Below are 23,819 nucleotides of genomic sequence, written 5' to 3'. Positions count from 1 at the left end.
CTTCTCCTCGCCCTGCTCAGTCGGACTCTGCGCCGGTGACAGTGTCCATGACGGACGTCTGGACGCCGGCCTTCGCGGCGGTGCGCTTCTTCGGCGCGGCAGCCTTTTTCGCACCCCCGCGAGTGGCGGCGGGGCGCCAAGCCCTCAGCGCGTCGTCGGTCAGCCCGAGCTCTCCCTGCTTCTGCTGCCGGAACGCCAGGATCTCGGCGGCCGGCGACGCCCCGAACTCGGGGTCGTACTCGCCGTACCACTGCTCCAGCCAGGGCTGGAGCTCCAGCAGCCCGGCCAGGTACGGCACGATCTCCTCGTCACCGAGGCCGGCCTGCTGAATGTACGAGGCAAGCGCGAGGGCCTGCTCCAGGTGGTCCCAGCCGGCCCACCCGTACAGCTCCGGCGACTGCACGTTGACCGTGCCGTACGACACGAACCGCTCCTTGGGCACGTCGAGCTTGCCGCGCGCACGCCAGTAGCTCGGCCGCAGGAAGTCCGCGGAGGTGTACTTCGGCGGCAGGGGGGTGCGCTCGCGGACCTTCCGCTTGGCGGGCTCGTCGGTCGCGGCATCCTCCTCCCGCTGCAGCTCCCACACGTACTCCCAGTCGGCACGCTTCTTCAGCCCGGCGGGCTTGTAGCGCAGGGCGGAGACGAAGGGCACGTGCTCCTCGGAGAGCAGGTCGCGGACGGTCTTCACGAGGTCCTGCCGGGGTGCGTACAGCTCGGCGACAGAGGTGAAGTCCTCGTCGGCCGAGAGGCTTTCGGCGAGGCGGGAGAGAGTGGTGACCGTGGGGTTTCCGCTGGCGTCGAACCAGTGGGCACGATCCTCGATCCGGTCGAGCAGCCAGGACCGCAGAGCCTTATGCCGCATCGCGTCCCAGCCCTCGGTGGCCCAGCGCCGCTTGTACTCGGGGCGCTCGACCATGCCGATGGCACGGTTCGACTCGATCACGTCGATGCGCTTCTGCACGAGTGCGCGGTAGTCGGCGGGCCAGTGGGCGGGGATCTCCGTGATGGGGGTGGACCCGTGCCGCGCGAACCACTCGCCGCTCGCTTCCCCGGCCTCGACCCGCCGCGCAAGCACGATCTCGAAGGCACGCTGGCCGAGGGCGAGTTCGGGTACGGCGGTGACGTCGGGCAGGCGCAGATCATCGGACTGCAGGCCGTAGAGGCTATACACCTGCCAGTCCAGCTCCTCCTGGAGGGCGATCATGCGAGCGCGAATGGAGTTGTAGCGGGTTTGAGCTTCTCGGAGAGCAGGAGCAGCAGGGACGGAATGGGCGGCGAGGGCGGCCGGGGTTGTTTTGGAGAGCTGTTGGGCGAGGCGATCCAATGCGGCGGCGAGAAGGGTGGGATAAGAGGCCGGGAGAGGGAATGTTCGCAGCCTAGCGACGGTTACTTCATAGTTATTCTTCCATGCCTCGCTCCCCATCGCAGAGTAGCCAGCATCAACTCGAGCTCCACCACCCTCTCCCTTATTGTGGCTGACTTGCTGCAGCCAGAAACAGGCAGTGGAGCTATTGAGAACCCCGAGGAGCTGAAGATGCTCTTCGATTGACGCCTCAGCCTGAAGCTTAATCACCGGCGCCGACTGTTTGAAGACTTTCCCGCCACGATCCAGAAGGAACTGATTATTCGCCGCCACAACTACATAGGAGATAGAGAGCGGATTCCTGTACCGCTCGGCGAAGAACATCGAGTATTCGAACCATGAAAGCCCTCGGTCAAGCTGACTCTTGCCAAACGCAACGCGTCTCTGAAGGTGGATCCGGTTCGGCCACAAAACCCGCTCCACAGCCCCAGAACATTCGGCAGCAAGCGTTTCACTCGAATACGGCCAGATCGACAGCACGGCCTCACCGACCGAATAATCGCGAATGTCTGCACCGGCTACGATTGGACGCTGGTATTTTGGCGGAATTCGATGCCGCCGGAGGGCGCCTGCGCCAATCTCATACGCTTCATGCTCGCGGGGTACTGCGCCAGCACCAATCTCCGCCACATTCTCAAGAAGCCGTCCGCTTGACGCGCCTTCAATCTCCTCGAGCAACTCACGCCCACCATCGAGCAAGATCCAGGGCTGCTTCTGAAAGTGACGCTCACGGCTAAGGTCGTCGACAGAAACCCATCGCCCCACAGAGCCGGGACGGTCGATCTGCGCAACAATAGCCTGCCAAACGAGCCCCTGCTCGGCGTCGTCTGGGGCCCCAGGCTCACCTTGCACACTTCGCACGGTACGAATAGTCAACGAGCGACCGCTGCCTGAACGAGGAGTCCCGACCAGGATGACCGTCGGCGTGCCATGGCCTGGAATAAACGCGCCGGAGGTGTCGATAACTTCCGTCAATTCGACCCTGTGGGCGAAATATTCTTCGATCAACTTCACGCCAAACCCCTGCTTCATAAAGGAGTTCGCCGTAATCTGGCCGACCATGCCGTAGCCCTCGCCGTCGGCCCCGCCCCGCTTGGCCAGCTCGAAGAATCGCTGGGCGAAGGGCACGGACAGCGCGTACGTCCCGGCACATGCGTCGTACAGCTCCCGGTACAGCTGGTTGAGCTGCTTGTCCTTGACCGTGATGTACGGCGGGTTGCCCACCACCACGTGGTAGCGCCCCTCCTGCAGGATCCCGGGGTACTCGTGCACGTCCTCCGTCGCGTACGAGAACTCGGCCAGCGGGTCTCCAGCCGCCGACTCCTCGTCCCCCAGCCCAAGACCCAGCTGCAGCTCCAGCTGCCGGTCCTTGATCAGGGAGTCGCCGACCGCGAGCTGGATCGGCCACTCATACTGCTGGGCCTCCTCAAACGTCCGCATACCGCTCGCGGCCATCGCCGCGACCAGAAGCCGGAAGCGTGCCACCGCGACCGCGAACGGGTTGAGGTCCACCCCGTGCACGGATTCGAGGGCTGCTCGCACACGTTCGTACGGGCCCACCTCGGGGCGCTGTTCGGCCCACATCCGCACCAGCCGCCGGAACGCGCCGAGGACGAAGTGACCGGATCCGCAGGTGGGGTCGATCATCTTCAGCTCTTCGAAGCCGAACTCGCGTACCGCCGGTGTCATCGTGCGGTCGAGGATGAATTCCTCCACGAACTCCGGCGTCTGCAGCAGCGCGTACGTCTTGCGGGCCGCCTCGCTGAGGTCCTGATACAGGTCACCCAGGAACCGCGTGTCCCAGCCCTCGGTGCCGTCCTCGCTCAGCGGATCGGTGAAGTCGTGCACGAGAACGGAGCCATCCGCCTCGCCATCGCCATTGGCAGTGCGCTGCTCCCGCCAGAACGCCAGCAGCGCGCCGGCCCCGTCGTGCGAGAGCGGAATCTGGTAAAGCGGGTTGTGATCACGGTCGAAGAGCAGTCGTCCGGCCTGGCCTGCGCCCAGTTCGGCGAAGGCCGTCTCCAGCCAGCCGCGGTACGTCGGGTCGGCGTCCTTCTCGAGGTACTCCTCGTAGCGTGCCTGCGCGATCTCCCGGCCGGCCACATCAGGGGACGTGATGTACGGCTGGGCGATGAGATGGTTGTCCTCGCTGAAGCGGACGAAGACCGTGCCGAGAACCCAGGCCACGGCGACCTGGGTGACCCGCTCGCCGAGCCAGGCGTTCCAGGTCGCCGCCGTGCGCCCGAGCTTCCGGGCCTGCTCGTACTCGCCGCGCAGCCGTGCCCCGACCTCCGGGACGGCCTTGACCTGCTTCTCAAGGTCGGTCTCTGCCGCCTTGACCTGCTTCTGCAGGTCGGCAAGGAGGCTCTTGCGGTCGATCACGGAACGGCTCCTGTGGAGAACGGGGGGAAATCAGGTCAAAGGGCAGCGGGTCAGCGGTCAGGCGTCCGGTGCGAGGTGCTTGCGTGCGACCCAGCCATCGGTAACGACTATCCACTCGTCGAAGCCCGCTTGGTACGGCACGCTCTGCCCGGCCAGCCGTGGTGGCCGGGCCGGGTCGGACTGGGCGACGAGGAGCCACAGGGGGCTGCCACCCTGACGGGCTTCCTCGGCGAGCCGGCCGAGAAGGTCGAACGCGTCGTACCGGGCCAGGACCACGGTGTCGGTCAGCAGCAGCGGACCCTGCCCTTGAGCCAGCTCTTCTCGCAGTCGAGGCTCCACGCGCCCCCACGCCTTGTCGGTGCGGATGCGCAGCTGCTGGAACGGCCGAGTGCCGGGTTCGGCGGCGTCCGCCTTGAGGATGGTCTCCCAGGTCGGACGGGCCGCCTCACCGACCACGCCCCGCAGTTCTTCCAGGAAGATCCCGGTCAACGACACGGGTCGTGCCCGGTACGGTTCGCCGGCCAGCCTGCGCACCGCCTCCTCGACACTTCGCGGGGGGACGGTGAGGACCCGGAAGCCGTCCTGCCGCGCCGAGTGCACGAGCCGCTGCTCGGCCTTGACGGCGGCAGCGACGGTCGTATCCGCGTCGTACTGCGTGGGAGTGGAGTGGCGTGCAGCCGAGGGACCCCAGCTCGCCGAGGTCAGCCCGGCGGTGACGTCCCCGGACGGCCGGTCCGGGATGAGACGGAGCACACCGTCGTAGCGCGTGGCCAGTTTCAGCTCGAAACCGGCTCCCTTCAGGGCGCGTACCAGGTCGCTGCCGGTGGGCAGTTCGCGCGGCGCCAGTGGATCGGTGCCCAGGTCGGGGAAGCGGGTGGTGACCCGCTTGTGCAGGGCGTCGACCGTCAGGCCCGGCTGCCGCTCCTCTTCGACGCCCGGCTGGACGGCGATCACACCGGCCTGCGTGATCCGCAGTGCGCGCACCAGGTCCAGGTCGCGCGGGTAGATCTCCAGACGAGGCGTGAGGGCAGCCCGGGTGGAGGCGGCGACCGCGATCTCGGCGGTGCGCCTCTCGTCCCAGCCCAGGGTGCCCGGTGGCCGTCGCACCGCGTCCAGCTCGGTGAGGACCGTGTTCGCCGTGGGCAGGGATTCGAGTGCCGCCAGGCGGTCGGCCCGCATGCCGAGGTTGAGGGCGTAGTCCTGCAGGGCGGGCAACGTAGGGGTGTCCGGGCCGTCCGCACCTTCGCGGACGTCCAGGGCGAGCAGGCCGAGTACCGGGTCGGCGCCCTTGGGCATCCGGGCATGGAAGTAGCGGAAGAGCTGCGGGGACTCGTTGTCGTAGCTCTCCCGCTCCACCACCGCGCGCAGCAGCGACAGGGCCAGTGCGCGCCGGTCACGCCGTTTCACCCGCTGGAGGGTGCCACGTCGGGCGATCAGTGCGTCAGCGAGTTCGATCAACGAAGCCACGCGCCCACGTTCGGCGAGAAGTTCCACCACCTGTTCCCGCAGGAGCGCCAGGGCCGGGTCGTTATGCCAGCGTTCGCGAGCTTTCTTCACGATTTGCGGGATACGCCCCGCTGTCAGGCCCAGCGCGTCGGCGACGTCCCTCTGACGCATCCAGGGCAGCCCCTCGGGCAGCTTGCCCTTCTCGTCGGGCAGCCGCAGCAGCAGCCGGATCGCTTCGCGTTCCGTGGCATTGGAACGGGCACTGCCACCGGACGGTCTGGGCACGAGGCGGGAGGCAAGCGCGTCAAGGCTCAGCGCGCCCAGCACCGGCGAGTCGGTGCAGTGACGCCCCTCCGCTGCCAGTGCTTCGGCAACCGCCTGTTCCAGCTCCGTGATCTCCTGGCTCGCGGCCTTGCGGGCTTCCGCGCTCAGCGGCGAGGGGACCGCTTTACCGAGGCGGAGGTTCCACTCCTTCTGCCGGCGCTGGATCTCGTCCCGGGTGCGTGCGCCCATACCTGGCGCGGTGAGGAACTTCCTCGCCGAGTACTCCAGCACGTCCCCGACGGTGTTCAGCCCCAGGGCGAACAGCTGGGACTGCGCGGAGAGCGTGAGGCCCGCCACGGACAGCGGTGTCGTACGGTCGGCCCGCGCCGCCTGCTGGTCACGGATCTGCTCGGCGGTGGCGTCGTCGTCCTCCCGTCCGATCAACGGGCCGGCTGCACGCGCAGCGCCGGCATCGTCCGCCGCCCCGTGCCCGGAGCTGGGGGCCGTCGTCCGCTGGGCGTCAAGGAAGATTGCCTGCCAGGCGCGCTCCATCGGCTTGAGGTCCGGGAAGCGGTCCTTCACCTCCCGGGCCAGGGCCTTGCGGAAGAAGGCCACCAGGCCGTCGCGAATCGCCGGCTCGAAGGCATCAGTGGCGAGCTGCGGGTAGGGCCACTCCTTCGAGTCGGTCTGCCGGGCCGTGACCGACCCGTCGCCCCATCGGGGCAGCTCGTTCGACGCCATCTCGTGCAACGTCACCGCGAGCGCGTACCGCTCGGCGTGACCGTCGTACGAGCCGCGCGTGACCATTCCCAGGAACGGGTCGAGGTAGCCCTCGGTGCCCGCCTCGATCTCCTTCGCCGGGTACCCGGCCAGCGAGAAGTCGATCAGCACCAGCTGCCGGGTGCTGTTGGGGCGGATACGGATGGCGATGTTGTCCGGCTTCAGGTCCCGGTGCCAGATTCCCTCCGCCTCCAGATGCTCCACGGCGCCGAACAGGTACTTCCCGTATGCCTCCAGCTGGTCCATGCCCAGGCGTCCGTTGTCCCGCAGCTGACGCGCGACGGTGTCCTCACGCCGCTTCGGGCCCTTCCCGCCGCCGTCCTGGTCCTTCAGCTCGCGGCTGTCGCCGACGTATTCGAGAACGAGTACCCGGCGGCCCGCGAGCGTGAGCGGCTCCCGTTCGTACAGCGCGATGATGCTGGAGTCCCGGTGAATACGGCCGAGGACCTCGGCCTCCCTGTCCAGGATCCCGTGCTTGGCCTCGTTCAGCGCGACCTTAAGCACCGCCACCGGCAGAGCACCGCTGCGCCGCGGTTCGCCCGCCAGGTCCCGGACCAGAAACGCACGGGAGGTCGATCCCGTACCGAGCCGGCGCACGACCTCCCAGCGCCCGGCGAGCACATCCCCGGCGACGGCCTCCAGGGGATCCTTCTCCGGTTCGCCGCGGTCCTCGTCCGTCTCCCCTGGCGGCCCGCCACCGTTCCGGCCCGCGCCGGAGGCCGGGACCGCGGCGGGGGAGTCCTTCTCGGCGAATGCCTGCTCGATGTACTCCAGCATCTCCAGGAAGTCGTCGACCGTGGACAGACGCCGGCCCGGCTTGTACGCCGTGGACGCCTCGACCAGGTCGTCGATGTCCGGGGTGAGCCCGTCGGCCAGGAGACTCGGCCGCAGGCTCTCACCGGCTTCCAGGCGTGCCATGACCTCGCCCTGGCTCACGCCGGGCGCCTGCCCGGTGACCAGGAGGTACGTGAGAACACCGAGCCCGTACACGTCCAGTCGCACCGGATCGGCCTTCGCGATCCCCAGCTCCGGTGCCAGATACGGATCAGCCTGCTCCGAGGCGTGGAGTCCCGACACGTTCGTGGGAGCCAGGGTCAGGGGCCTGCCCCGGCTGGCGCTCTGTCCCGTGGCAATCTGCCAGTCCGCGATCTGCAGCGACGGGCTCAGCCACCGCCGCTCCTCACTGAGTTCCCGCCCGCGCGGGCCGCGATCGCGCGGAATGACGTGCACCGAATGCGCCGACAGCGTGCGGTGGTGGACGCGCCGGGAGTGAGCAGAGCGCACCGTCTCGGCGAGCTGCCGCACCAGGGCGAGGCGTTGCCGCAGGTCCAGCCGGCCGCCGTACTGCACCAGGTAGTCGTCCAGGCGCAGCGTCTCCGGGTGATAGGCGAAGAGGATGGCAGGCCCGGCGGGATGCCCGGACGGCAGGTAGCTCTTCAGCTGCACGGCACCCGGATGCCGGAACCGGCTGAGCACCAGCGCCTCACGAGCGGCAGCCCGCTCGGCGGAACGCCGCTCGGCGTCGGAGGCGCCACGCTCACTGAGGAAGACCCGCACCCGTGCGACGTCGTGCAGCTGAGTGTGCCGGCCCAGATAGTCGGCCCAGGTGGGCCCGGAATCGAACGCCTTCGGCTCCAGGAGGTAGGAGCCCACCTCATGCCGGCGGCGGACAGGTGCCATGCCGAGCTTCTTCAGGGCCCTGTCGACGTGGCGGGACGTCTCGGCCGTTATACGGCGCCGCGCGTCTCCCGGCGGCTCGGACAGCATGTCCACGAGCTGCTTGATCGTGAACACGCCGTTCAGGTCGGCGGCAGGAAGGTGCAGGCGGAGCTTGTCGTCGGTGAAGCAGACCGCCTCGCCCACCCAGACCTTCGGCCGGCCCCCGCTCCGGCCCATGGCGTCGTTGATCAGACCGGAAAGCTCCTTGGCCTTCCGGTTCGCAAGGTGCAGAGGATTGCTGTGGCGCCGGTGGGTCCCGCCAGGCGTGGTCTGTACCCAGTCGTTGCCTCCGCCGCTCACCGAGCCGTGCCAGTCCTTGAGCTCGACGAGGAACACACCGGCCGGAGAGGTGACCAGCAGGTCAACCTCACGGACATGCCCGCTGTTCGCGGTGAACATGAAGTTCGACCAGGCCCGCCACGGCTCCTCGTCCGGCAGGCGCTTGCGGATGGCGTCCAGACCGCGGCGCTCGTGCTCGTACCCGGACTCGGTGACCGCTCTCCACCGGCCTTCCAGCATGCGACTCCCCGCCTATTGTCTGTCTGCGCACCCCTGTGCCTGCCGTGGACTCCCACCGCGGCCAGGAACGTGAGGCTGCCCCCGCAGTGAGAAATCTTAGAGGGCGGCACTGACACCACGGTCAGCGACGTGCATGACGCACATCGGGTGCAAGATCAATGTGCGGTGCGGACGCTATGGGCGCCGCCTGCGCACTTTCGACACACGCCCGCCGGCCCAGGGGGCCCGAGGTCACCACCGCCGGAGATCTCGCCTTATGGCATTTGAAATGCCATACTCGGGTCATGGCTGATGACGGCACCGACTTCCCTCCCGGCGACGGCCCCACCAGCGGCATCTCCGTCTCCCTGACCGCCGGCACCCTGCAGGCGATCCGTGAGCGGGTCGGCAAGCGCGGTGTGTCCGCGTACCTGGAGAGGGCCGCCCAGCGACAGATCGAGCGCGACAACCTGGACGAGCTGATCGCCGACTTCGACCAGACCCACGGCCCCGCCGACCCGGATGCCGTGGCCGCCAAGCGCGCCAAGCTCACCAGTGGCACGTCCTCCGATGCCGGGGCAGCCGCGTGAGCGGCGCGCTCATCCTGGACAGCGAGGGCCTGGCCAAAGCCGTACAGCGCGACCGCGAGGTCCATGAATGGCTCACCGCCGCCCGCGACGCCGACCTTCCGGTGATCACCTCGGCCGCGGTCCTCGTCGAAGTGATCCACCCCCGGATCAACGACGCCGCCCTGAAGTGGACGCTGTCCCGGCTGCGGGTCGAGCCGGTCACCCAGGCCCTCGCCCAGTCCGCCGCCGCTCTGCTGCGCACGACCGGGCTGCACGGCCACAAATACGCCATCGACGCCATGCTCTGCGCCACCGCCCTCGCCCAGCCCGGCCGTGTCACGATCCTGACATCCGACGTCGAGCACATCGCCATCCTCACCGCCGACCACCCGCGCGTGACCGCCGAGAAGGTCTGACTCCCTCCTCGTGCTCAAGGTCTGACGCACGACCGTGACGCCGTCGGACAGGCTCCGTCCTCCCCGTTGTCAGCGCCAGGTTCTACGGATGCCTTCGCGGTCGCCACACAAGCTCCCACACGCGGTCATGGAGAACGGAACGCATGGAGCCTGACTGCTGTGACCACGAATCCGGTCAACCATCAGCGGCTTCGTGGAGACCGGCCCCCTGTGCCAGTACGCACCCCGGCGGTCACTCATGGGCAGAATCCGCAAGCTGGTTGACCAAGGCCGTTCATCCCCACGGCTGCGTAGGCGCCGCCTCTACGCTGGCCCGTCATGCGCGAAGTCAAATACCGGAGCAGCGGCGTTCCGTTGGAGGAGTATGAACTCACCCGCAGGGACCACAACCGTCAAAAGGAGAGCGGGAAGACCAGCCGGTGGGCTCGGCGTCAGGTCGAGGAGGACAACGCCAAATGCCGGGCAGACCCGGAGAGGGCAGAGCGTCGCCGCCACGCGTTCGAGAACGTCGCGAAGCTGATGCAGTCCTTCAAGAAGGCCGACCACGAGATCATGCGGTGGCGTGTCCGGCTGCACTGCGGCCACATCATCGAGACAGAGGCGCACTGCACGTACCCCGACCCCCTCTCCGCCGGGTCATACGACAAGCGATGCTCGGAGTGCGGGGAAGACCGCCAAACGATCGTGGCCTTCGAACCCATAGGACTGCGTGGCGAGCCACCGGAAGCCGCAGAACCCCCGTCTCCTCCTCCGCCGCCGAAGAAGCCGACACGAGCCGAACTCGAACGACGTGTCAAGGCTCTGGAGAAGGAGAACGAACGCTTGCGCGCGAAGTTCAGTGGCTGAAGGTCCCGGCCGAGCCACGGGCTGACTTGCAGCAGGTCGCGGAGACCGAGCTGACGGCAACAGGGAAGACGCCGCCCGCGCGGACATGGACAACCCCGGCCGCTGGGCGGAAGCCAGGCCCTCCGCCACAGCCACGCGTGACGTTCACGCTGGGCATCCGCACCGCCACGCCCGGCCCGCCAAGGCACGGCGGGAGCGCGCCTACCACCGTAGCCGGCGGCGCCGGAACCCGGCCGCCTTCCTTCACGTTTCCGCAAAGACAGTCCTCGGGAGCATGCCTCCCACCCAGCACGACCTTCGCGATCAGTCGGCTGACACTCCATCAGAACGAGCGTCAAATGAGCGTCACGAGCGTCATTTCAGCGTCAAGATATCTCCCGTAACGCCCACACCGCACATAACGCGCACCCACAAAACCGCAGGTCACACGCCCTTCGCGACAGGCTTGAGGATGGCGACGCACTCCACATGATGCGTCATCGGGAACAAGTCGAACGCCCGCAGCGTCACCGGCCGGTAGCCCTCCTCCGCGAAGTACTTCAGGTCGCGGGCCAGGGCTGCCGGGTCGCAGGCCACGTAGGCGATGCGGCGGGGGGTGAGGGAGGCCAGGTGGCGGACCGTCTGCTTGCCGGCGCCGGCGCGTGGGGGGTCGAGGACGATGATGTCGGCTGCCGTGATGCCGGTGCGGGGGAGGACCTGGTCGACCTTGCCCTCTTCGATGCGGACGCGGTCCAGGTCGCGGAGGTTGTGGCGGGCGTCCTCGACCGCGCGCTTGCCGGACTCGATGCCCAGGACGGCGCCCTTCTCGCCCACGCGCTCCGCCAGGGCGCCCGCGAAGAGGCCGACGCCGCAGTAGAGGTCGAGGGCCATGTCGCCCTTGCGCGGCATGAGGCCCTGCATGACGGCCTGGACCAGGGTGTCCGCCGCCTTCGGGTGGACCTGCCAGAAGCCGCCCTCCGAGACGCGCCACGTGCGGTCCGCCGCCCGCTCGCGGACGAAGGCGCGGCCGTGGACCCGGTGGATTTGGCCGTCCTTCTCGCCCACGCGCAGGACCGACACCGGCTTGTCCAGGTCGACCAGCGGGAGGCGGCCGCCCGGGCGCGGGGTCAGGATCACCTGGCGGTCGTTCGAGCCGCTCGCCGCGATCGCCTCCACCGAGGCCATCTGCGGCCACGTGCGCTTCTCGACGCCCAGCTCCGACACGCCCTCCGCCGCGATCAGGCAGCGGTCGATCACCTGGACCTCGTGCGAGCGGTGCTTCCGCAGGCCGGCGTGGCCCTCCGCGTCGATCGCGTACTGCACCCGCGTGCGCCACGCCGGGACCTGGCCCGCCGGGACCTTGTCGCCCTCCGCCGGGACGACCGTGCCGTCCCAGCCGGCCTCCTCCGGCGTCAGGCCCGCCAGGCGCTTGAGCTGCTCCGCGACGACCTCGCCCTTCAGGCGGCGCTGCGCGCCCGGCTTCGCGTGCTGCCAGTCACAGCCGCCGCACTTCCCCGGGCCGGAGAACGGGCAGGGGGCCTCCACCCGGTCCTTGGAAGGAGTGAGGATCTCGACCGCGTCGGCACGGAGGAAACGGGAGGATTCCTCCCCCTCCGTGACCCTCGCCACCACGCGTTCGCCCGGCAGCGCGTGCCGTACGAACAGCACCCGGCCGCCCTCCGTGCGGGCCACGCAGTGGCCGCCGTGCGCCACCGGGCCCACCTCGACCTCGTACTCCTGGCCTACCAGAGAGGTGGCGGGGGTGGGCTGCATCTCGGTCGGCTCCAGAGCGTAGAAAGAATGAAAGAAAAGAGAAAGGCGGGACAGCCGTCCAGTTTAGACCGGTGTCCCGCCCTGCTCCGTCCCGCTAGTCCTTCGCCGCCGCCTTCTCGCGGCGCTGCTGCGGCACGGGGCCCCGGCGCACGGACCCCGGCGCGTTCCACTCCGCGCGCTTGCGGGCGCGGCGGCGGGCGGCCTCCGAGGAGTCCAGCTGCCACGGCACCGACGTCACCATCACGCCCGGCGTGAACAGCAGCCGGCCCTTCAGGCGCAGTGCGCTCTGGTTGTGCAGCAGGTGCTCGTACCAGTGGCCGACCACGTACTCGGGGATGAAGACGCTGACCGCGTCGCGCGGGCTCTCCTTGCGGAGGCTCTTGACGTAGTCGATGACGGGCCGGGTTATCTCGCGGTACGGCGAGTCGAGGATCTTCAGCGGGACGTCGATGCCGCGCCGTTCCCACTCCTCGCGCAGCGTCTTCGTCTCCTCCGGGTCCACGCTGATGCTCAGCGCCTCCAGGTTGTCCGAGCGCATGAGCTTGGCGTAGGCCAGGGCCCGCAGCGTGGGCTTGTGGACCTTGGAGACCAGGACGATGGAGTGCAGGCGCGAGGGGCGGACGACGTCGTCGCCGGCGTCGTCGGCGACCGCGATCTCCTCGGCCACGCTGTCGTAGTGGCGGCGGATGGCGGTCATCGTCACGTAGAAGACGACCATGCCGAGCAGGGCGACCCAGGCGCCGTGCGTGAACTTGGTCAGCAGCACGACGACCAGCACCAGGCCGGTGAAGAAGGCGCCGAAGGTGTTGATCGCGCGGGAGCGGACCATGCGGCGGCGGGCGGCAGGGTCGGTCTCCGTCCGCAGGTGGCGGTTCCAGTGCCGGACCATGCCGGTCTGGCTGAGGGTGAAGGAGACGAAGACGCCCACGATGTAGAGCTGGATCAGCTTCGTGGAGTCGGCGCCGTAGAGGTAGACCAGTACGGCCGCGGCGGCGGCCAGCAGCACGATGCCGTTGGAGAACGCCAGGCGGTCGCCGCGGGTGTGCAGCTGGCGCGGCAGGTAGCGGTCCTGGGCGAGGATCGAGCCCAGCAGCGGGAAGCCGTTGTACGCGGTGTTGGCGGCCAGGAACAGCACGAGCGCGGTGGCCGCGGCGAGCACCACGAAGAGGAACGAGCCGCTGCCGAAGACGGCCTCGGCGACCTGCGAGATCACCGGGTTCTGGGTGTAGCCGTCGCCGACCGGGCTGCCGTTCTTCAGCAGGTGGACGGCCGGGTCCTCGGCCATGCGCACGTGCGTGACCATGGCGAGGGCGATGATGCCGCAGAACATGGTGACGGCCAGGCCGCCCATGAGGGCCAGCGTCGTGGCGGCGTTCCTGCTCTTCGGCTTGCGGAAGGCGGGCACGCCGTTGCTGATCGCCTCGACGCCCGTGAGGGCGGCGCAGCCGGAGGAGAACGCGCGCAGCAGCAGGAAGACGAGGGCGAAGCCGGCCAGGCCCTTGTGCTCGGCGTTGATCGTGTAGTCGGCGGTGGGGGCCCGCATCGAGTCGCCGAGGACCAGGCCGCGGAAGGCGCCCCAGGCGATCATGAGGAAGACGCCGCCGACGAACACGTACGTCGGGATGGCGAAGAGCTTGCCGGACTCCTTCACGCCGCGCAGGTTCATCAGCGTGAGCAGCAGGATCACCGCGATGGCGCAGATGGTCTTGTGCTCGATGATGAACGGGACGGCGGAGCCGAGGTTCTCGATGCCGGAGGAGATCGAGACGGCGACGGTCAGGACGTAGTCGACCAGCAGGGCGCTGGCGACCGTCAGGCCGGCCTTGGGCCCGAGGTTGGTGTTGGCGACTTCGTAGTCGCCGCCGCCACTGGGGTAGGCGTGGACGTTCTGGCGGTACGAGGCGACCACCGTGAACATCAGCACGACGACCGCGACGGCGATCCAGGGGCTGAAGTTGTAGGCGGACACACCTGCCACGGACAGGACGAGCAGCACTTCGCCCGGAGCGTACGCCACGGAGGAGAGCGGGTCGGAGGCGAAGACGGGGAGGGCGATGCGCTTGGGCAGGAGGGTCTCTCCGAGCCTGTCGCTGTGCAGCGCCCGGCCGATGATGATCCGTTTCGGCAGGTCGGTCAGTTTGGACACGCAGAGGATCGTAAGGGCTCCGCAAGCCTGCCGCCCACCCGGCTGCGCGGGGGCACAAAAATGCGTTAAGGGGTCGTTAAGACCCGCGGCTGCGGGCAGCCGCGGGGGCTCGGGGTGCGTCCGGGGGTGTTCCGCGGACGCCGCCGGAGATCAGGCGCGCCGTGGCCGCAGGGTCACGGGAAGTGAGCGGTGGCCGTTGGAGATGAAGGATTCCACGGGCTCCAGGCCCTCGGCCGGAACCGTCAGTTCCATGTCCGGGTAGCGCGCGAAGAGCGCGGGCAGGGCGATCTCGGCCTCCAGGCGCGCCAGCGGGGCGCCCAGGCAGAAGTGGACGCCGTGGCCGAAGGAGAGGTGCTCCTTCGTGGTACGCATCACATCGAAACGGGCCGAATCCCCATCGCCGACCCCATCGCCGACCCTGTCGTGAATCTGCGGGTCGCGGCCGGCCGCGGCGTACGCGGCGAGGATCGCGTCGCCCTTGCGCAGCACCACTCCCCCACCGACCTCGATGTCCTCGACCGCGTACCGCAGCGGCAGGTTGGCCACGGGCGCCTGGACGCGCAGCGTCTCCTCGATCACGTCCTGCCAGCCGGCCTTGCCCGCGCGCACCAGCGCCAGCTGCTCGGGGTGGGAGAGGAGCAGGTGGATGGCGTTGTCGAGGAGGTTGACCGTCGTCTCGTGCCCGGCGCCGATCATCAGCAGCAGCGTGTCGACGAGTTCCTGCTCGCCCAGCCGCGAGTCGTCCTCGTCGCGCGCGGAGATCAGCACGCTGGTCATGTCGTCGCCGGGCCGCTCGCGCTTGGCGGCGACGATGCCGCGCAGCAGGCCGTACAGCTCGGTGTAGGTGGCCGTGACCTCCTCCGGGCCGGCGGCGGTGTGGAAGATCGAGTCGACGCAGCGGCGCAGCCCCTCGCGGGTGGCCTCGTCCTCGACGCCGAACAGCTCGCAGATCACCTGGATCGGGATGGGGTACGCGTACGCCTCGCGCAGGTCGACGACCTCGCCCGGCGCGGTGGCGTCCAGCGCGTCGAGGAGGTCCGCGGCCATCCGCTCGATGCGGGGACGAAGGGCGGCGGTGCGGCGGGCGGTGAACGCCTTGGCGACGAGGGTGCGCAGCCGCTTGTGGTCGCTGCCGTACGCGGTGAACATGTTCGTCACCGCGACCCAGGTGTACAGCGGCCACTCCGGCGAGATCTCACCGTTGATCCAGGCGGGCCAGTGGCGGTGCGGGTCCTTGGAGACGCGGGGGTCGGTGAGCAGGCGCTTCAGCAGGGCCTGCGAGGTCACTGCCCATGCCACCACGCCGCCAGGGAGTTCCACGGGGACCGCCGGCCCGTGGGCCCGGATGCGGGCGGCCTCGCCGTGGATGTCGCGGCCGCTGGGGTCGATGACGACGGGGCAGGTCTGGCGTTCCATCGGCTCTCTCCTGGGGTCGGGGCCGGCGGCTGCTCGGCCGCCGGGGGGTGCGGCGCGCCCGGCGTGACGGGCGCGGGTGCGGGGGTGGGCACGGGCACCGGGGGGAATCGGACGGGCAGGGCGGTCAGGGCGCGGTGGAACGGTCCCGGGCGCCACACCAGCCGGTCGGCGGGTACGGCGAGTTCGAGGTCGGGGAGCCGGTCCAGCAGGCGTTCGACGGCGGCGGCAGCGATGAGCCGCGCCGAGTCCTTGGCGGGGCAGTGGTGCGGGCCCGCGCTCCAGGCGAGGTGGGCGCGGTTGCCCAGGCGGCGGTCGGAGCGCAGGGCCGGGTCGGTGTTGGCGGCGGCGAAGCTGACGACGACGGGCTCGCCGGCCCGCACCGGTACGCCGCCGAAGGCCACGTCCTCCACCGGGTAGTGGACGGCGTAGTTGGCCATCGGCGGGTCGAGCCACAGCACCTCGTCGAGGGCGTCCTCGACGGGCAGGCTGCCGCCGGCCAGGTCGCCGGCGAAGCGGTCGTCGGCGAGCAGCAGCCGCAGCGCGTTGGCGATGAGGTTCTGCTGGGGCTCGGTGCCGGCGCCGATGAGCACGACGAGCTGGTGGAGCATCTCCTCGTCGTCGAGCTGCGCCGGGTGCGCCATCAGCCACGACGTGACGTCGGCGCCCGGGGTGCGGCGTTTGAGGGCGATGAGCTCGGTGAGGCTGCTGGTGATGAGGGCGTCGGCGCGTTCGGCGTCGACGCCGTCGAAGATGCCGGAGAAGCCCTCGACGAGCCGGTCGCCGAGCTCGGTGGGGCAGCCGAAGAGCTGCTGGAAGACCAGCAGCGGCAGCACCTTGGCGTACGAACCGAGCAGGTCGGCCTCGCCGAGCGCGGTGAAGCGGTCGATGAGGCTGTCGGCGCTGCGCTCGACGTAGCCGCGCAGCGCGTTGGGGTCGATGCGGGCGAGGCTGTCGTCGACGGCCTGGCGGTAGCGGCGGTGCTCGTCGCCGTCGGAGAACAGGCAGTTGGGCCGGTAGGCCATCATGGGCACCACCGGGTTGTCCGCCTCGACGCGGCCCTCCGCCAGGGCCCGCCAGCGGCGGGCGTCCTTGGAGAACGTCCCCGGCATGCGCAGCACGTCCAGCGCGGCCCGGTAGTCGGTGACCAGGGTGGCCCGGACCCGCGGCGCCAGTTCCACCGGCGCGGCGGGGCCGAGCTCGCGCAGCCGCCGGTAGACGGTGTGCGGGTCGGCGGCGAAGTCGGGCCCGTAGAGGGGGGTGACGGGCAACGGCTCCTGGTGCGGCACGTACGACGGGGCCGGGCTGCCGGGGTACGGCTGACCGGCGGGGTACGGCTGACCGGCGAGGTGCGGCCGGCCGGCCTGGTACGGCTGGTGTGCGGGGCAGCCCGGCGGCGGAGTGGGGCCGGCGTCGGGGCGGTGGGTCACACGTACTCCTGGGCGGTACCGGCTCGGAGGGACTGGAGGGACTGGAGGTATTCCACGAGGGTGATGAGCGCCCGCGTCGAGGAGACCCGGTCGCGGGCGTCGCACGTCACCAGCGGCGTCTCCGGGAGCAGGTCCAGGGCCTCGCGGATCTCCTCGTCGGGGTGGACCGGCGCGCCGTCGAAGTGGTTGACGGCCACGGCGTACGGCAGGCCGTGCTCCTCCAGCAGCCCCATCACGTCGAACGACTGCTCCAGCCGCCGGGTGTCGGCCAGCACGAGGGCGCCCAGCGCGCCCTGCGTCATGTCCTGCCACAGCCGGGTGAAGCGCTGCTGGCCGGGGGCGCCGAAGAGGTAGAGGACCAGGCTGTCGCTGAGCGTCAGGCGGCCGAAGTCCATGGCGACCGTGGTGGTGGTCTTGCCCTGGATGCCGGCCAGGTCGTCGACGTAGGCGCCGGCCTGCGTCATCTGCTCCTCGGTGCGCAGCGGCCGGATCTCGGAGAGCGAGCCGACGAACGTGGTCTTGCCGACCGCGAAGTGGCCCACGACCAGGATCTTCACGGCGGTGCGCACGGACTGCCGCAGATAGCGGCCGCCGCCGTCGGAGGGGGCGGGTGGGACGGATGGGGGGACGATGCCTCCGTCAGAGGCGAGCGCGGAGTCCATCGAGCACCTCCTGCAGGATCTGTGCCTCGGGCAGGTCGGCCGAGGGGATGGGCGCCCGGGTGGACAGGTGGCCGCTGTCGACGAGATCGCCGAGCAGCACCTTGGTGACGCTGACGGGGAGCATCAGGTGGCCGGCGATCTCGGCGACGGACAGCGCGCCGCCCAGGCAGAGTTCCATGAGCGCGCGCTTCTCGGGGCTGAGGCCGGTCAGCGGCCGGTCGTCGTGCGCCATGACCAGGGTGACCAGGTCAAAGGTGTTGCGGGTGGGGTGCGAGCGACCCTCGGTGACGACGTAGGGGCGGACGAGCCCCTTGTCGCGCCGCGCGGCCGGGCCCGGCGGGGGTGTCACGCCCGGCCCCGCGGGCCGCCCGTCTGCGGCCAGACGCCCTGCCGCGGCGGGGTGACGAGCTCCTTGCCGAGCCGGTCGACCGTCTTCTGCATGCGGTAGGTGACGGCCTCCATGTCGACGTTCTCGCCGGTGGACACGGCGAGGTACGCGCCGGGGCCGGCGGCGATGAGGAAGACGTAGCCGTGGGCGAACTCCACCAGCGTCTGCCGCCACGGCGTGTCCTGGTGCGTGGGGTGGGTGCAGAACTCGGCCGTGGAGCGGCTGATGGACTGGAGCCCGGACAGGGCGGCGGCCTGCCGCTCGGCCTCGTCGCGGTCGATGCCGCCGGAGTGGGCGCGCAGCATGCCGTCGGCGGAGAGGAGGATCGCGTGCCGGGCCTCCGGCACCTTCACGACCTCGTCCAGCATCCAGCTCAGATCCTTGTTCATGTGGTCGTTCACGCGTGCGGGTTCCCTTCGTCTTCTGCGGCTTCTGCGGGTACGTCGCCGTGGTACCGCTCCCCACGGCCGTCGGTACGGCCGGCACGGGTGCCGCGCGCGAACGCGCCCATGCGCCGTGCCGTCTCCTCGGCGGTCCGCTCGGGCGGCGTCTCGACGGGCGGCGCGAGCGGCCGCCCGAACCCCCGCGCGGGCTGCCGGCGCCGCCGCTTGGGCAGCCCACCGGCGGTGGTGCCGTGCACGTCGGGGGCGGCGTCGCCGCCGGCACCCGGCGGGGCCGGGGGTGCACCGGCTGCGGTGCCCGTGCCGCCGGGGGCGGGGGCCGGGGGGTGGGGCTCGGCCGGGTACGCGCCCGGGGCGCCCGGCGCGGCGCCGGCCCCGGCGGACGTGCCGAACGGCGACGGGTCGTGGGGCGCGGTGCTGCCGGAGGCGCCGTGGCCGTCGGCCGGCGCCTCGACGCGGGGAGCGTAGGGACGGGCCATGCCGGGCACGGCGGTGCCGTCCGCGGCGTCGGGCGCGGGGCGCCCGTGCCGGCCCGCTTCGGCGCCGAGTGCGCCGCCGGACGCCGCGGCACCGGCCGCGTCGGCCGCCCAGCCCTCCGGCGCCCAGCCGTCGCCACGCGCACCACCCGGCGCCCGGTTCCCGGCCGCGCCCTCCGGCGCCTCAGCGCCGGACGCGAACGCACCGGCCGCACTGGCCGGACCGGCCGCGCCGTCCCGCACCTCCGCGCCGGGCGCGTACGCACCGGCCGGGCCGGCCGTACCCGCCGGAGCCGTTCCGGCACCGCGCGCGCCACCGGGCACGGCGGTACCGGCCGCATCGGCGCCGGGCGCGTACGGACCGGGCGCACCAGGTGCACCCCGCATCCCCGTGCCGGTCTCCTCGGCCGGTCGTCCGAACCGGGCTCCCGGCGTGCCGGGGTTCTCCGTCCGGGCGCCGCCGAACGGCGGCTCCGGCGCACGGCGGCGGCCCGGCTGGGCGGGGCCTTCGCCCCGGGTCGCCCCCGCCACGTACGTGCCGCCCGCCGGCGTCTCCGGGTACGGGACGCCGCGCATCAGCGGTGTCTCGGGGGTGACCGGCGGGGTGGGCAGGCCGTGGTCGTGGGGGGACTGGCGGGCGTGGCGGCGGGACGGGCCGTTGGGGCGGGGGCGGGTGGCGCGGGTGTGGTCGGAGGCGCGGGTGGTGAGGGGGGTCGTGCTCGGGCCGTCCAGCTCCAGCTGCGTGAGCAGCGCGCCCGGCAGGAACAGGACCGCGCGCACACCGCCGTACGGCGAGCGCGTGTCGACCGACACGCTGAAGCCGTAGCGCGCCGCCAGCACCCCGATCACCGGGAAGCCGAACTGCGGCGGGTCGCCGAGCCGCGAGACGTCCACGGGGCGCCGCCCCGACAGGACGGCCGCCGCGCGCTGCACCTCCTGCGCGTCCATGCCCACGCCCGCGTCGTCGACGACGACGCACGCACCGTTGTGCACGGGCTGGAGGCTGACCTCCACCGACGTGTTGGGCTGCGAGTGGCGGGCGGCGTTGTCGAGGAGCTCGGCGACGGCCAGCACCACCGGCTCCACGGCGCGGCTGATGACGGCGATGTCGGCGGTGTCCAAGTGGTCGTGCACCTGCACGCGACGGTAGTCGCGGATACGCGACGTCGCGCCGCGCACCACGTCCATCAGCGGCGAGGCGACCCGCTGACGCCCGGGCCAGGAGCCGCAGAGCACGGCGATGGCCTGGGCACGCCGCCCGAACTGCGAGTTCGTGTGGTCGATCTCCAGCAGGTCGCGCAGCACCTCGGGGTCGTCGTGCCGCTCCTGCATCTCGGAGATGGCCATCTGCTGCTCGTGCGCCAGGCCCTGGAGGGCCCGCATCGACGCCTTGAGCGCGGCCTTCGCGGACTGGTCGGCGCGGGCCTGCGCCTTGTCGACGGCCTGGGTGAAGAGGTCCATCACCGCCTGGAGGTGCCGGGTGAACTCCGTACCGGCCAGCCGGTCGTCCAGCGGGCCCGGCAGCGGCACCTCCTGGCCCACCGAGTCGCCGACGGCCGGCAGCCGTACGGCGACGAGGTGGCCGAGCTCCTCGTCACGCGCTCCGACGCTGTCCTCGAGCTGGGTGACGCGCCTGCGCAGTCCGGTGGTGATCGTCCGCTGCCGGGCCAGCAGCACCGCGACGGCGGTCAGCGCTGCTACCAGGCACCAGATCACCACCTCCGGTATGTGATGCGACATCAATTCCTCTTGGACGAAAGGGCATGCGGTCAGCCGGACAGGTCGGCGTCCTGACGTCCCGTCCAGAAGCGGAATACGCTGATCATCCTAACCACGCAAGAGGCCGTGTGTCCGATCTTCGTCACGGTGTGCGATGACACGCGCGGCGTGGCCCGGACAACCCTTGACGATCACCCCTCGCTGCCGGTATCGGCGGTCCGCCGCCCGGACCGCACGGGGATGCGGATACGGTGGTGCCATGCGCCGATGGGGACAAAGCTCCCATGGGCGCATGTCGCGTCGTACCCACGGGCGCTCGCCCGGGGGCGCCGAACCGAAGAAGGAAGATGTGAGCAGGGTGATGGTGCAGGTCAGCGCGGTACTCCGGAGCCTGGGGCGGTCGTAGTGCACATCGTGATCATGGGGTGCGGGCGCGTGGGCGCGGCCCTCGCACAGACCCTGGAGCAGCAAGGCCACACGGTGGCCGTGATCGACCAGGACCCCACGGCCTTCCGCCGCCTGGGCTCCGGCTTCGGCGGCCGCCGCGTCACCGGCGTCGGCTTCGATCAGGACACCCTGCGCGAGGCGGGCATCGAGGAGGCCGGCGCCTTCGCCGCGGTGAGCAGCGGTGACAACTCCAACATCATCGCCGCCCGGGTGGCCCGCGAGATGTTCGGCGTCGAGAACGTCGCCGCGCGCATCTACGACCCCCGCCGTGCCGAGGTCTACCAGCGGCTCGGCATCCCGACCGTCGCCACGGTGCGCTGGACCGCCGACCAGATGCTGCGCCGGCTGCTGCCGTCCGGCGCCGAGCCGCTGTGGCGCGACCCGAGCGGCGGGGTCCAGCTGGCCGAGGTGCCCGCCTCGGCGGCCTGGGTCGGCCACAGGATCAGCAAGCTCCAGGAGGAGACCGGGGTGCGGGTGGCGTTCCTCACCCGTCTGGGCGAGGCCATGCTGCCGACGTCCGCCACGGTCCTCCAGGAGGGCGACCTGGTGCACGTGATGATGCGCACCGACGAGGTCGAGAAGGTCGAGGCGGCCTTCGCCCAGGGCCCCGAGGAGGGTCACTGATGAGCGCGCCGACGACCGGGGCGACCGGTACGGCCGTGGTGGCCGGGACGAACGGAGTGGAACTGTGAGGGTCGCTATCGCGGGTGCCGGTGCCGTCGGCCGCTCGATCGCGGGCGAGCTGCTGGAGAACGGGCACGAGGTCCTCCTCATCGACAAGGCGCCCTCGGCCATCTCCGTCGAGCGGGTGCCGCTGGCGGAGTGGCTGCTGGCGGACGCCTGCGAGATCACCTCGCTGGACGAGGCCGCGCTCCAGCGCTGCAACGTGGTCATCGCTGCCACCGGTGACGACAAGGTCAACCTGGTGGTGTCGCTGCTGGCCAAGACCGAGTACGGGGTGCCGCGGGTCGTGGCCCGGGTGAACAACCCCAAGAACGAGTGGCTCTTCAACGAGTCCTGGGGCGTGGACGTCGCCGTCTCCACCCCGCGCCTGATGTCGGCGCTGGTCGAGGAGGCCGTGAGCGTCGGCGACCTGGTGCGCCTGCTGCGCTTCAGCCAGGGCGACGCCAACCTCGTGGAGCTCACGCTGCCGCCGGAGTCCGGCCTGGCCGGCACCCGTGTGGGTGACGTCGAGTGGCCCGAGGACACCTCGCTGGTCACGATCATCCGTGGCAACCGGGTGCTCACCCCCAACCGGGAGGACGCGCTGGAGGCGGGCGACGAGCTGCTGTTCGTGGCCGCGCCGGCGCGCGAGGAGCAGCTGGAGGACCTGCTGTCGGTGCGCCGCGAGGACACGGCCGGCTGACGGCGGTGCCGATATGGCGGAGGGCCCCGGGACGTCGTCCCGGGGCCCTCCGCCATGCAGAGCTCAGCGCGCCGTGGCCTTCGCCTCGGTCTCCGCCGCGCGCTGCGCGGCCTCCTCGGCCTCCATCTCCGCGAAGACGTCGATCGGCGGCGGCGCCTTCGACAGGAAGATCCAGGTCAGGTAGACCGACAGCAGCATCGGCGGGATGCCCAGGGCCACCTTCACCCAGCCCAGGTGCGTGACGTCGCCCCACCAGTAGAGGGGGAACAGGATCGCCGACTTGGCCAGCAGGATCAGGCCCCAGGCCCAGCTGGCCTTGGTGTACGCGACCTTGCGGCCGGGGTTGCGGGTCCGCCAGGAGAGGTTCTCCTTGAAGACGGGGCCGAGGATGAGGCCCATCAGCGGGAAACCCGCGAGCGCCGAGACGATGTAGGCGACGGCCAGGCCGAGCGTGTAGAGCATGCCCGGCAGGTAGAAGTTCTTCGCGTCGCCGGACATCATCGCGAACACGGCGCCGATGGCCACGCCGAAGACGCCGCTGAAGGCGTGCTTGAGGGTGTCCCGGCGCACCAGCCGGGCGATGCCCAGGAGCAGGGAGAGGCCCAGGGCCGCCAGCGCGGCGAGGTGGATGTCGCGCTTGGCGGTGTAGAAGGCCACGAAGACCAGGCCGGGGACGGTGGTCTCCACCATGCCCCGCACGCCGCCGAACGCCTCGAACAGGGCGGCCTCGGTGACCGCCCGGGAATCCGCGCCCTCCGGGGCGGTCCCCTGCGCGCCGCCACGGGCCGCGTGCCGGGGCGCACGGCGCGCCTCGTGATCCGCCGGTCGCTGTTCCGCCGGCTTGTCGATGGACGGCAAGAGCTACTCCTGTCCGAGCGGTCGGAGTTCGTATCGGGGGTTGAACAGCACCCGCCGGCCGCGGCTCATGGAGACCCGGCCGGTGGCGATCAGCTTACGGCCGGGCTCTATGCCGGCGATGGAGCGGCGCCCCAGCCAGACCACGTCGAGCGCGGCCGAACCGTCGAACAGCTCGGCCTCGAGCGCGGGCACGCCGGCGCGCGGGCGCAGCGTGACGGTCCGGAGCGTACCGGTGACCTTGACGACGTCCCGGTCGCCGCAGTCGCATATCCGCTGGCAGCCGCGGGCCTCGGCGTCCTGCTGGAGCTCGGCGGAGTGCAGCTCCTCCTGGGAGGAGGACAGCCGGTCGAGCATGCGGCGGAACCTGCCGGTCGGCTTCTCGGAACGGGATACGGCGCTCATACCCCCAGCCTACCGGGGCAGCACACGCCGTACGGGCGCTCCGGCGCCGCCCCCGAGGGCCCGCGGAGCCCCGGGA

At 70.8% G+C, this 23,819-nt stretch carries 17 protein-coding genes; 5 read left to right on the top strand and 12 right to left on the bottom strand.

Annotation, left to right across the window (positions count from 1 at the left end):
- Nucleotides 1–16: 16 nt before the first annotated feature.
- Together pglX and pglW are read right to left on the bottom strand one after the other, a co-directional pair.
- Nucleotides 17–3,745, bottom strand: coding sequence for a BREX-2 system adenine-specific DNA-methyltransferase PglX (gene pglX, locus IE305_RS00645; RefSeq protein WP_190127344.1), 3,729 nt, complete (start codon nt 3,743–3,745; stop codon nt 17–19).
- A 57-nt stretch (nt 3,746–3,802) separates the two neighbouring features.
- Nucleotides 3,803–8,473, bottom strand: a complete 4,671-nt coding sequence (gene pglW, locus IE305_RS00640; RefSeq protein WP_190127343.1) for a BREX system serine/threonine kinase PglW — start codon at nt 8,471–8,473, stop codon at nt 3,803–3,805.
- Between the two features lie 284 nt (nt 8,474–8,757).
- Here pglW and IE305_RS00635 point away from each other — a divergent pair, with 284 nt between their 5' ends.
- The 3 genes from IE305_RS00635 (at nt 8,758) to IE305_RS00625 (ending at nt 10,283) form a co-directional block, all read left to right on the top strand.
- Nucleotides 8,758–9,042 carry a hypothetical protein gene (locus IE305_RS00635; protein ID WP_190127342.1) on the top strand — a complete coding sequence of 95 codons (285 nt, stop codon included), beginning with the start codon at nt 8,758–8,760 and terminating at the stop codon, nt 9,040–9,042.
- Entirely contained in the window at nt 9,039–9,437 is a 399-nt protein-coding gene (locus IE305_RS00630) for a PIN domain-containing protein (protein WP_190127341.1), read from the top strand. Before IE305_RS00635 ends, IE305_RS00630 begins: the two co-directional genes overlap by 4 nt.
- A gap of 318 nt (nt 9,438–9,755) precedes the next feature.
- Entirely contained in the window at nt 9,756–10,283 is a 528-nt protein-coding gene (locus tag IE305_RS00625) for a hypothetical protein (RefSeq protein ID WP_190127340.1), read from the top strand.
- A 423-nt stretch (nt 10,284–10,706) separates the two neighbouring features.
- Here IE305_RS00625 and IE305_RS00620 read toward each other — a convergent pair whose 3' ends face one another.
- The 8 genes from IE305_RS00620 to IE305_RS33715 form a co-directional block, all read right to left on the bottom strand.
- Nucleotides 10,707–12,035 carry a class I SAM-dependent RNA methyltransferase gene (locus IE305_RS00620; protein ID WP_190127339.1) on the bottom strand — a complete coding sequence of 443 codons (1,329 nt, stop codon included), beginning with the start codon at nt 12,033–12,035 and terminating at the stop codon, nt 10,707–10,709.
- Between the two features lie 94 nt (nt 12,036–12,129).
- Nucleotides 12,130–14,181: an APC family permease gene (locus IE305_RS00615; RefSeq protein ID WP_190127338.1), complete on the bottom strand. Its 2,052-nt coding sequence runs from the start codon at nt 14,179–14,181 to the stop codon at nt 12,130–12,132.
- Nucleotides 14,182–14,331: 150 nt separating this feature from the next.
- On the bottom strand, nt 14,332–15,483 hold the full coding sequence (locus IE305_RS00610) for a cytochrome P450 family protein (RefSeq protein ID WP_229890560.1): 1,152 nt from the start codon (nt 15,481–15,483) through the stop codon (nt 14,332–14,334).
- On the bottom strand, nt 15,465–17,024 hold the full coding sequence (locus IE305_RS00605; protein ID WP_373311483.1) for a cytochrome P450: 1,560 nt from the start codon (nt 17,022–17,024) through the stop codon (nt 15,465–15,467). The genes IE305_RS00610 and IE305_RS00605 overlap by 19 nt, the downstream gene beginning before the upstream one ends.
- Nucleotides 17,021–17,686 carry a GTP-binding protein gene (locus IE305_RS00600; RefSeq protein ID WP_190127336.1) on the bottom strand — a complete coding sequence of 222 codons (666 nt, stop codon included), beginning with the start codon at nt 17,684–17,686 and terminating at the stop codon, nt 17,021–17,023. The genes IE305_RS00605 and IE305_RS00600 overlap by 4 nt, the downstream gene beginning before the upstream one ends.
- The gene (locus IE305_RS00595; protein ID WP_190127335.1) at nt 17,664–18,035 is read right to left on the bottom strand and encodes a DUF742 domain-containing protein; all 372 of its coding nucleotides are present in this window, start codon (nt 18,033–18,035) and stop codon (nt 17,664–17,666) included. Before IE305_RS00595 ends, IE305_RS00600 begins: the two co-directional genes overlap by 23 nt.
- On the bottom strand, nt 18,032–18,475 hold the full coding sequence (locus IE305_RS00590) for a roadblock/LC7 domain-containing protein (RefSeq protein WP_229890386.1): 444 nt from the start codon (nt 18,473–18,475) through the stop codon (nt 18,032–18,034). Before IE305_RS00590 ends, IE305_RS00595 begins: the two co-directional genes overlap by 4 nt.
- Nucleotides 18,472–20,691, bottom strand: coding sequence for an ATP-binding protein (locus IE305_RS33715; protein WP_373311482.1), 2,220 nt, complete (start codon nt 20,689–20,691; stop codon nt 18,472–18,474). Before IE305_RS33715 ends, IE305_RS00590 begins: the two co-directional genes overlap by 4 nt.
- Nucleotides 20,692–21,075: 384 nt before the next feature.
- Here IE305_RS33715 and IE305_RS00580 point away from each other — a divergent pair, with 384 nt between their 5' ends.
- Nucleotides 21,076–21,741 (top strand): potassium channel family protein, encoded by a 666-nt coding sequence (locus IE305_RS00580; protein WP_190127334.1) that lies wholly within the window; start codon nt 21,076–21,078, stop codon nt 21,739–21,741.
- 64 nt (nt 21,742–21,805) lie between these two features.
- A complete protein-coding gene (locus IE305_RS00575; RefSeq protein WP_190127333.1) occupies nt 21,806–22,483 on the top strand; it encodes a potassium channel family protein in 678 nt (225 codons plus the stop codon).
- 63 nt (nt 22,484–22,546) lie between these two features.
- On the opposite strand, the gene IE305_RS00570 is transcribed toward IE305_RS00575, so the two are convergent.
- Together IE305_RS00570 and IE305_RS00565 are read right to left on the bottom strand one after the other, a co-directional pair.
- Nucleotides 22,547–23,341, bottom strand: a complete 795-nt coding sequence (locus tag IE305_RS00570) for a DUF3159 domain-containing protein (protein ID WP_190127332.1) — start codon at nt 23,339–23,341, stop codon at nt 22,547–22,549.
- Nucleotides 23,342–23,344: 3 nt separating this feature from the next.
- Complete coding sequence (locus IE305_RS00565) at nt 23,345–23,743, bottom strand: OB-fold nucleic acid binding domain-containing protein (protein WP_190127331.1); 399 nt, start codon at nt 23,741–23,743, stop codon at nt 23,345–23,347.
- Nucleotides 23,744–23,819: the final 76 nt, after the last annotated feature.

The organism is Streptomyces mashuensis (assembly GCF_014654785.1).
GTDB classification, from domain to species: Bacteria; Actinomycetota; Actinomycetes; order Streptomycetales; family Streptomycetaceae; genus Streptomyces; species Streptomyces mashuensis.
This window is presented reverse-complemented; position numbering and strand designations above follow the sequence as displayed.

What these genes read in the sequence shown, in the direction of transcription:
- pglW (WP_190127343.1), bottom strand. Translation starts at nt 8,473, where the DNA reads ATGCTGGAAGGCCGGTGGAGAGCGGTCACCGAGTCCGGGTACGAGCAC.
- IE305_RS00635 (WP_190127342.1), top strand. Translation starts at nt 8,758, where the DNA reads ATGGCTGATGACGGCACCGACTTCCCTCCCGGCGACGGCCCCACCAGC.
- IE305_RS00625 (WP_190127340.1), top strand. Translation starts at nt 9,756, where the DNA reads ATGCGCGAAGTCAAATACCGGAGCAGCGGCGTTCCGTTGGAGGAGTAT.
- IE305_RS00620 (WP_190127339.1), bottom strand. Translation starts at nt 12,035, where the DNA reads ATGCAGCCCACCCCCGCCACCTCTCTGGTAGGCCAGGAGTACGAGGTC.
- IE305_RS00600 (WP_190127336.1), bottom strand. Translation starts at nt 17,686, where the DNA reads ATGGACTCCGCGCTCGCCTCTGACGGAGGCATCGTCCCCCCATCCGTC.
- IE305_RS33715 (WP_373311482.1), bottom strand. Translation starts at nt 20,691, where the DNA reads ATGTCGCATCACATACCGGAGGTGGTGATCTGGTGCCTGGTAGCAGCG.
- IE305_RS00565 (WP_190127331.1), bottom strand. Translation starts at nt 23,743, where the DNA reads ATGAGCGCCGTATCCCGTTCCGAGAAGCCGACCGGCAGGTTCCGCCGC.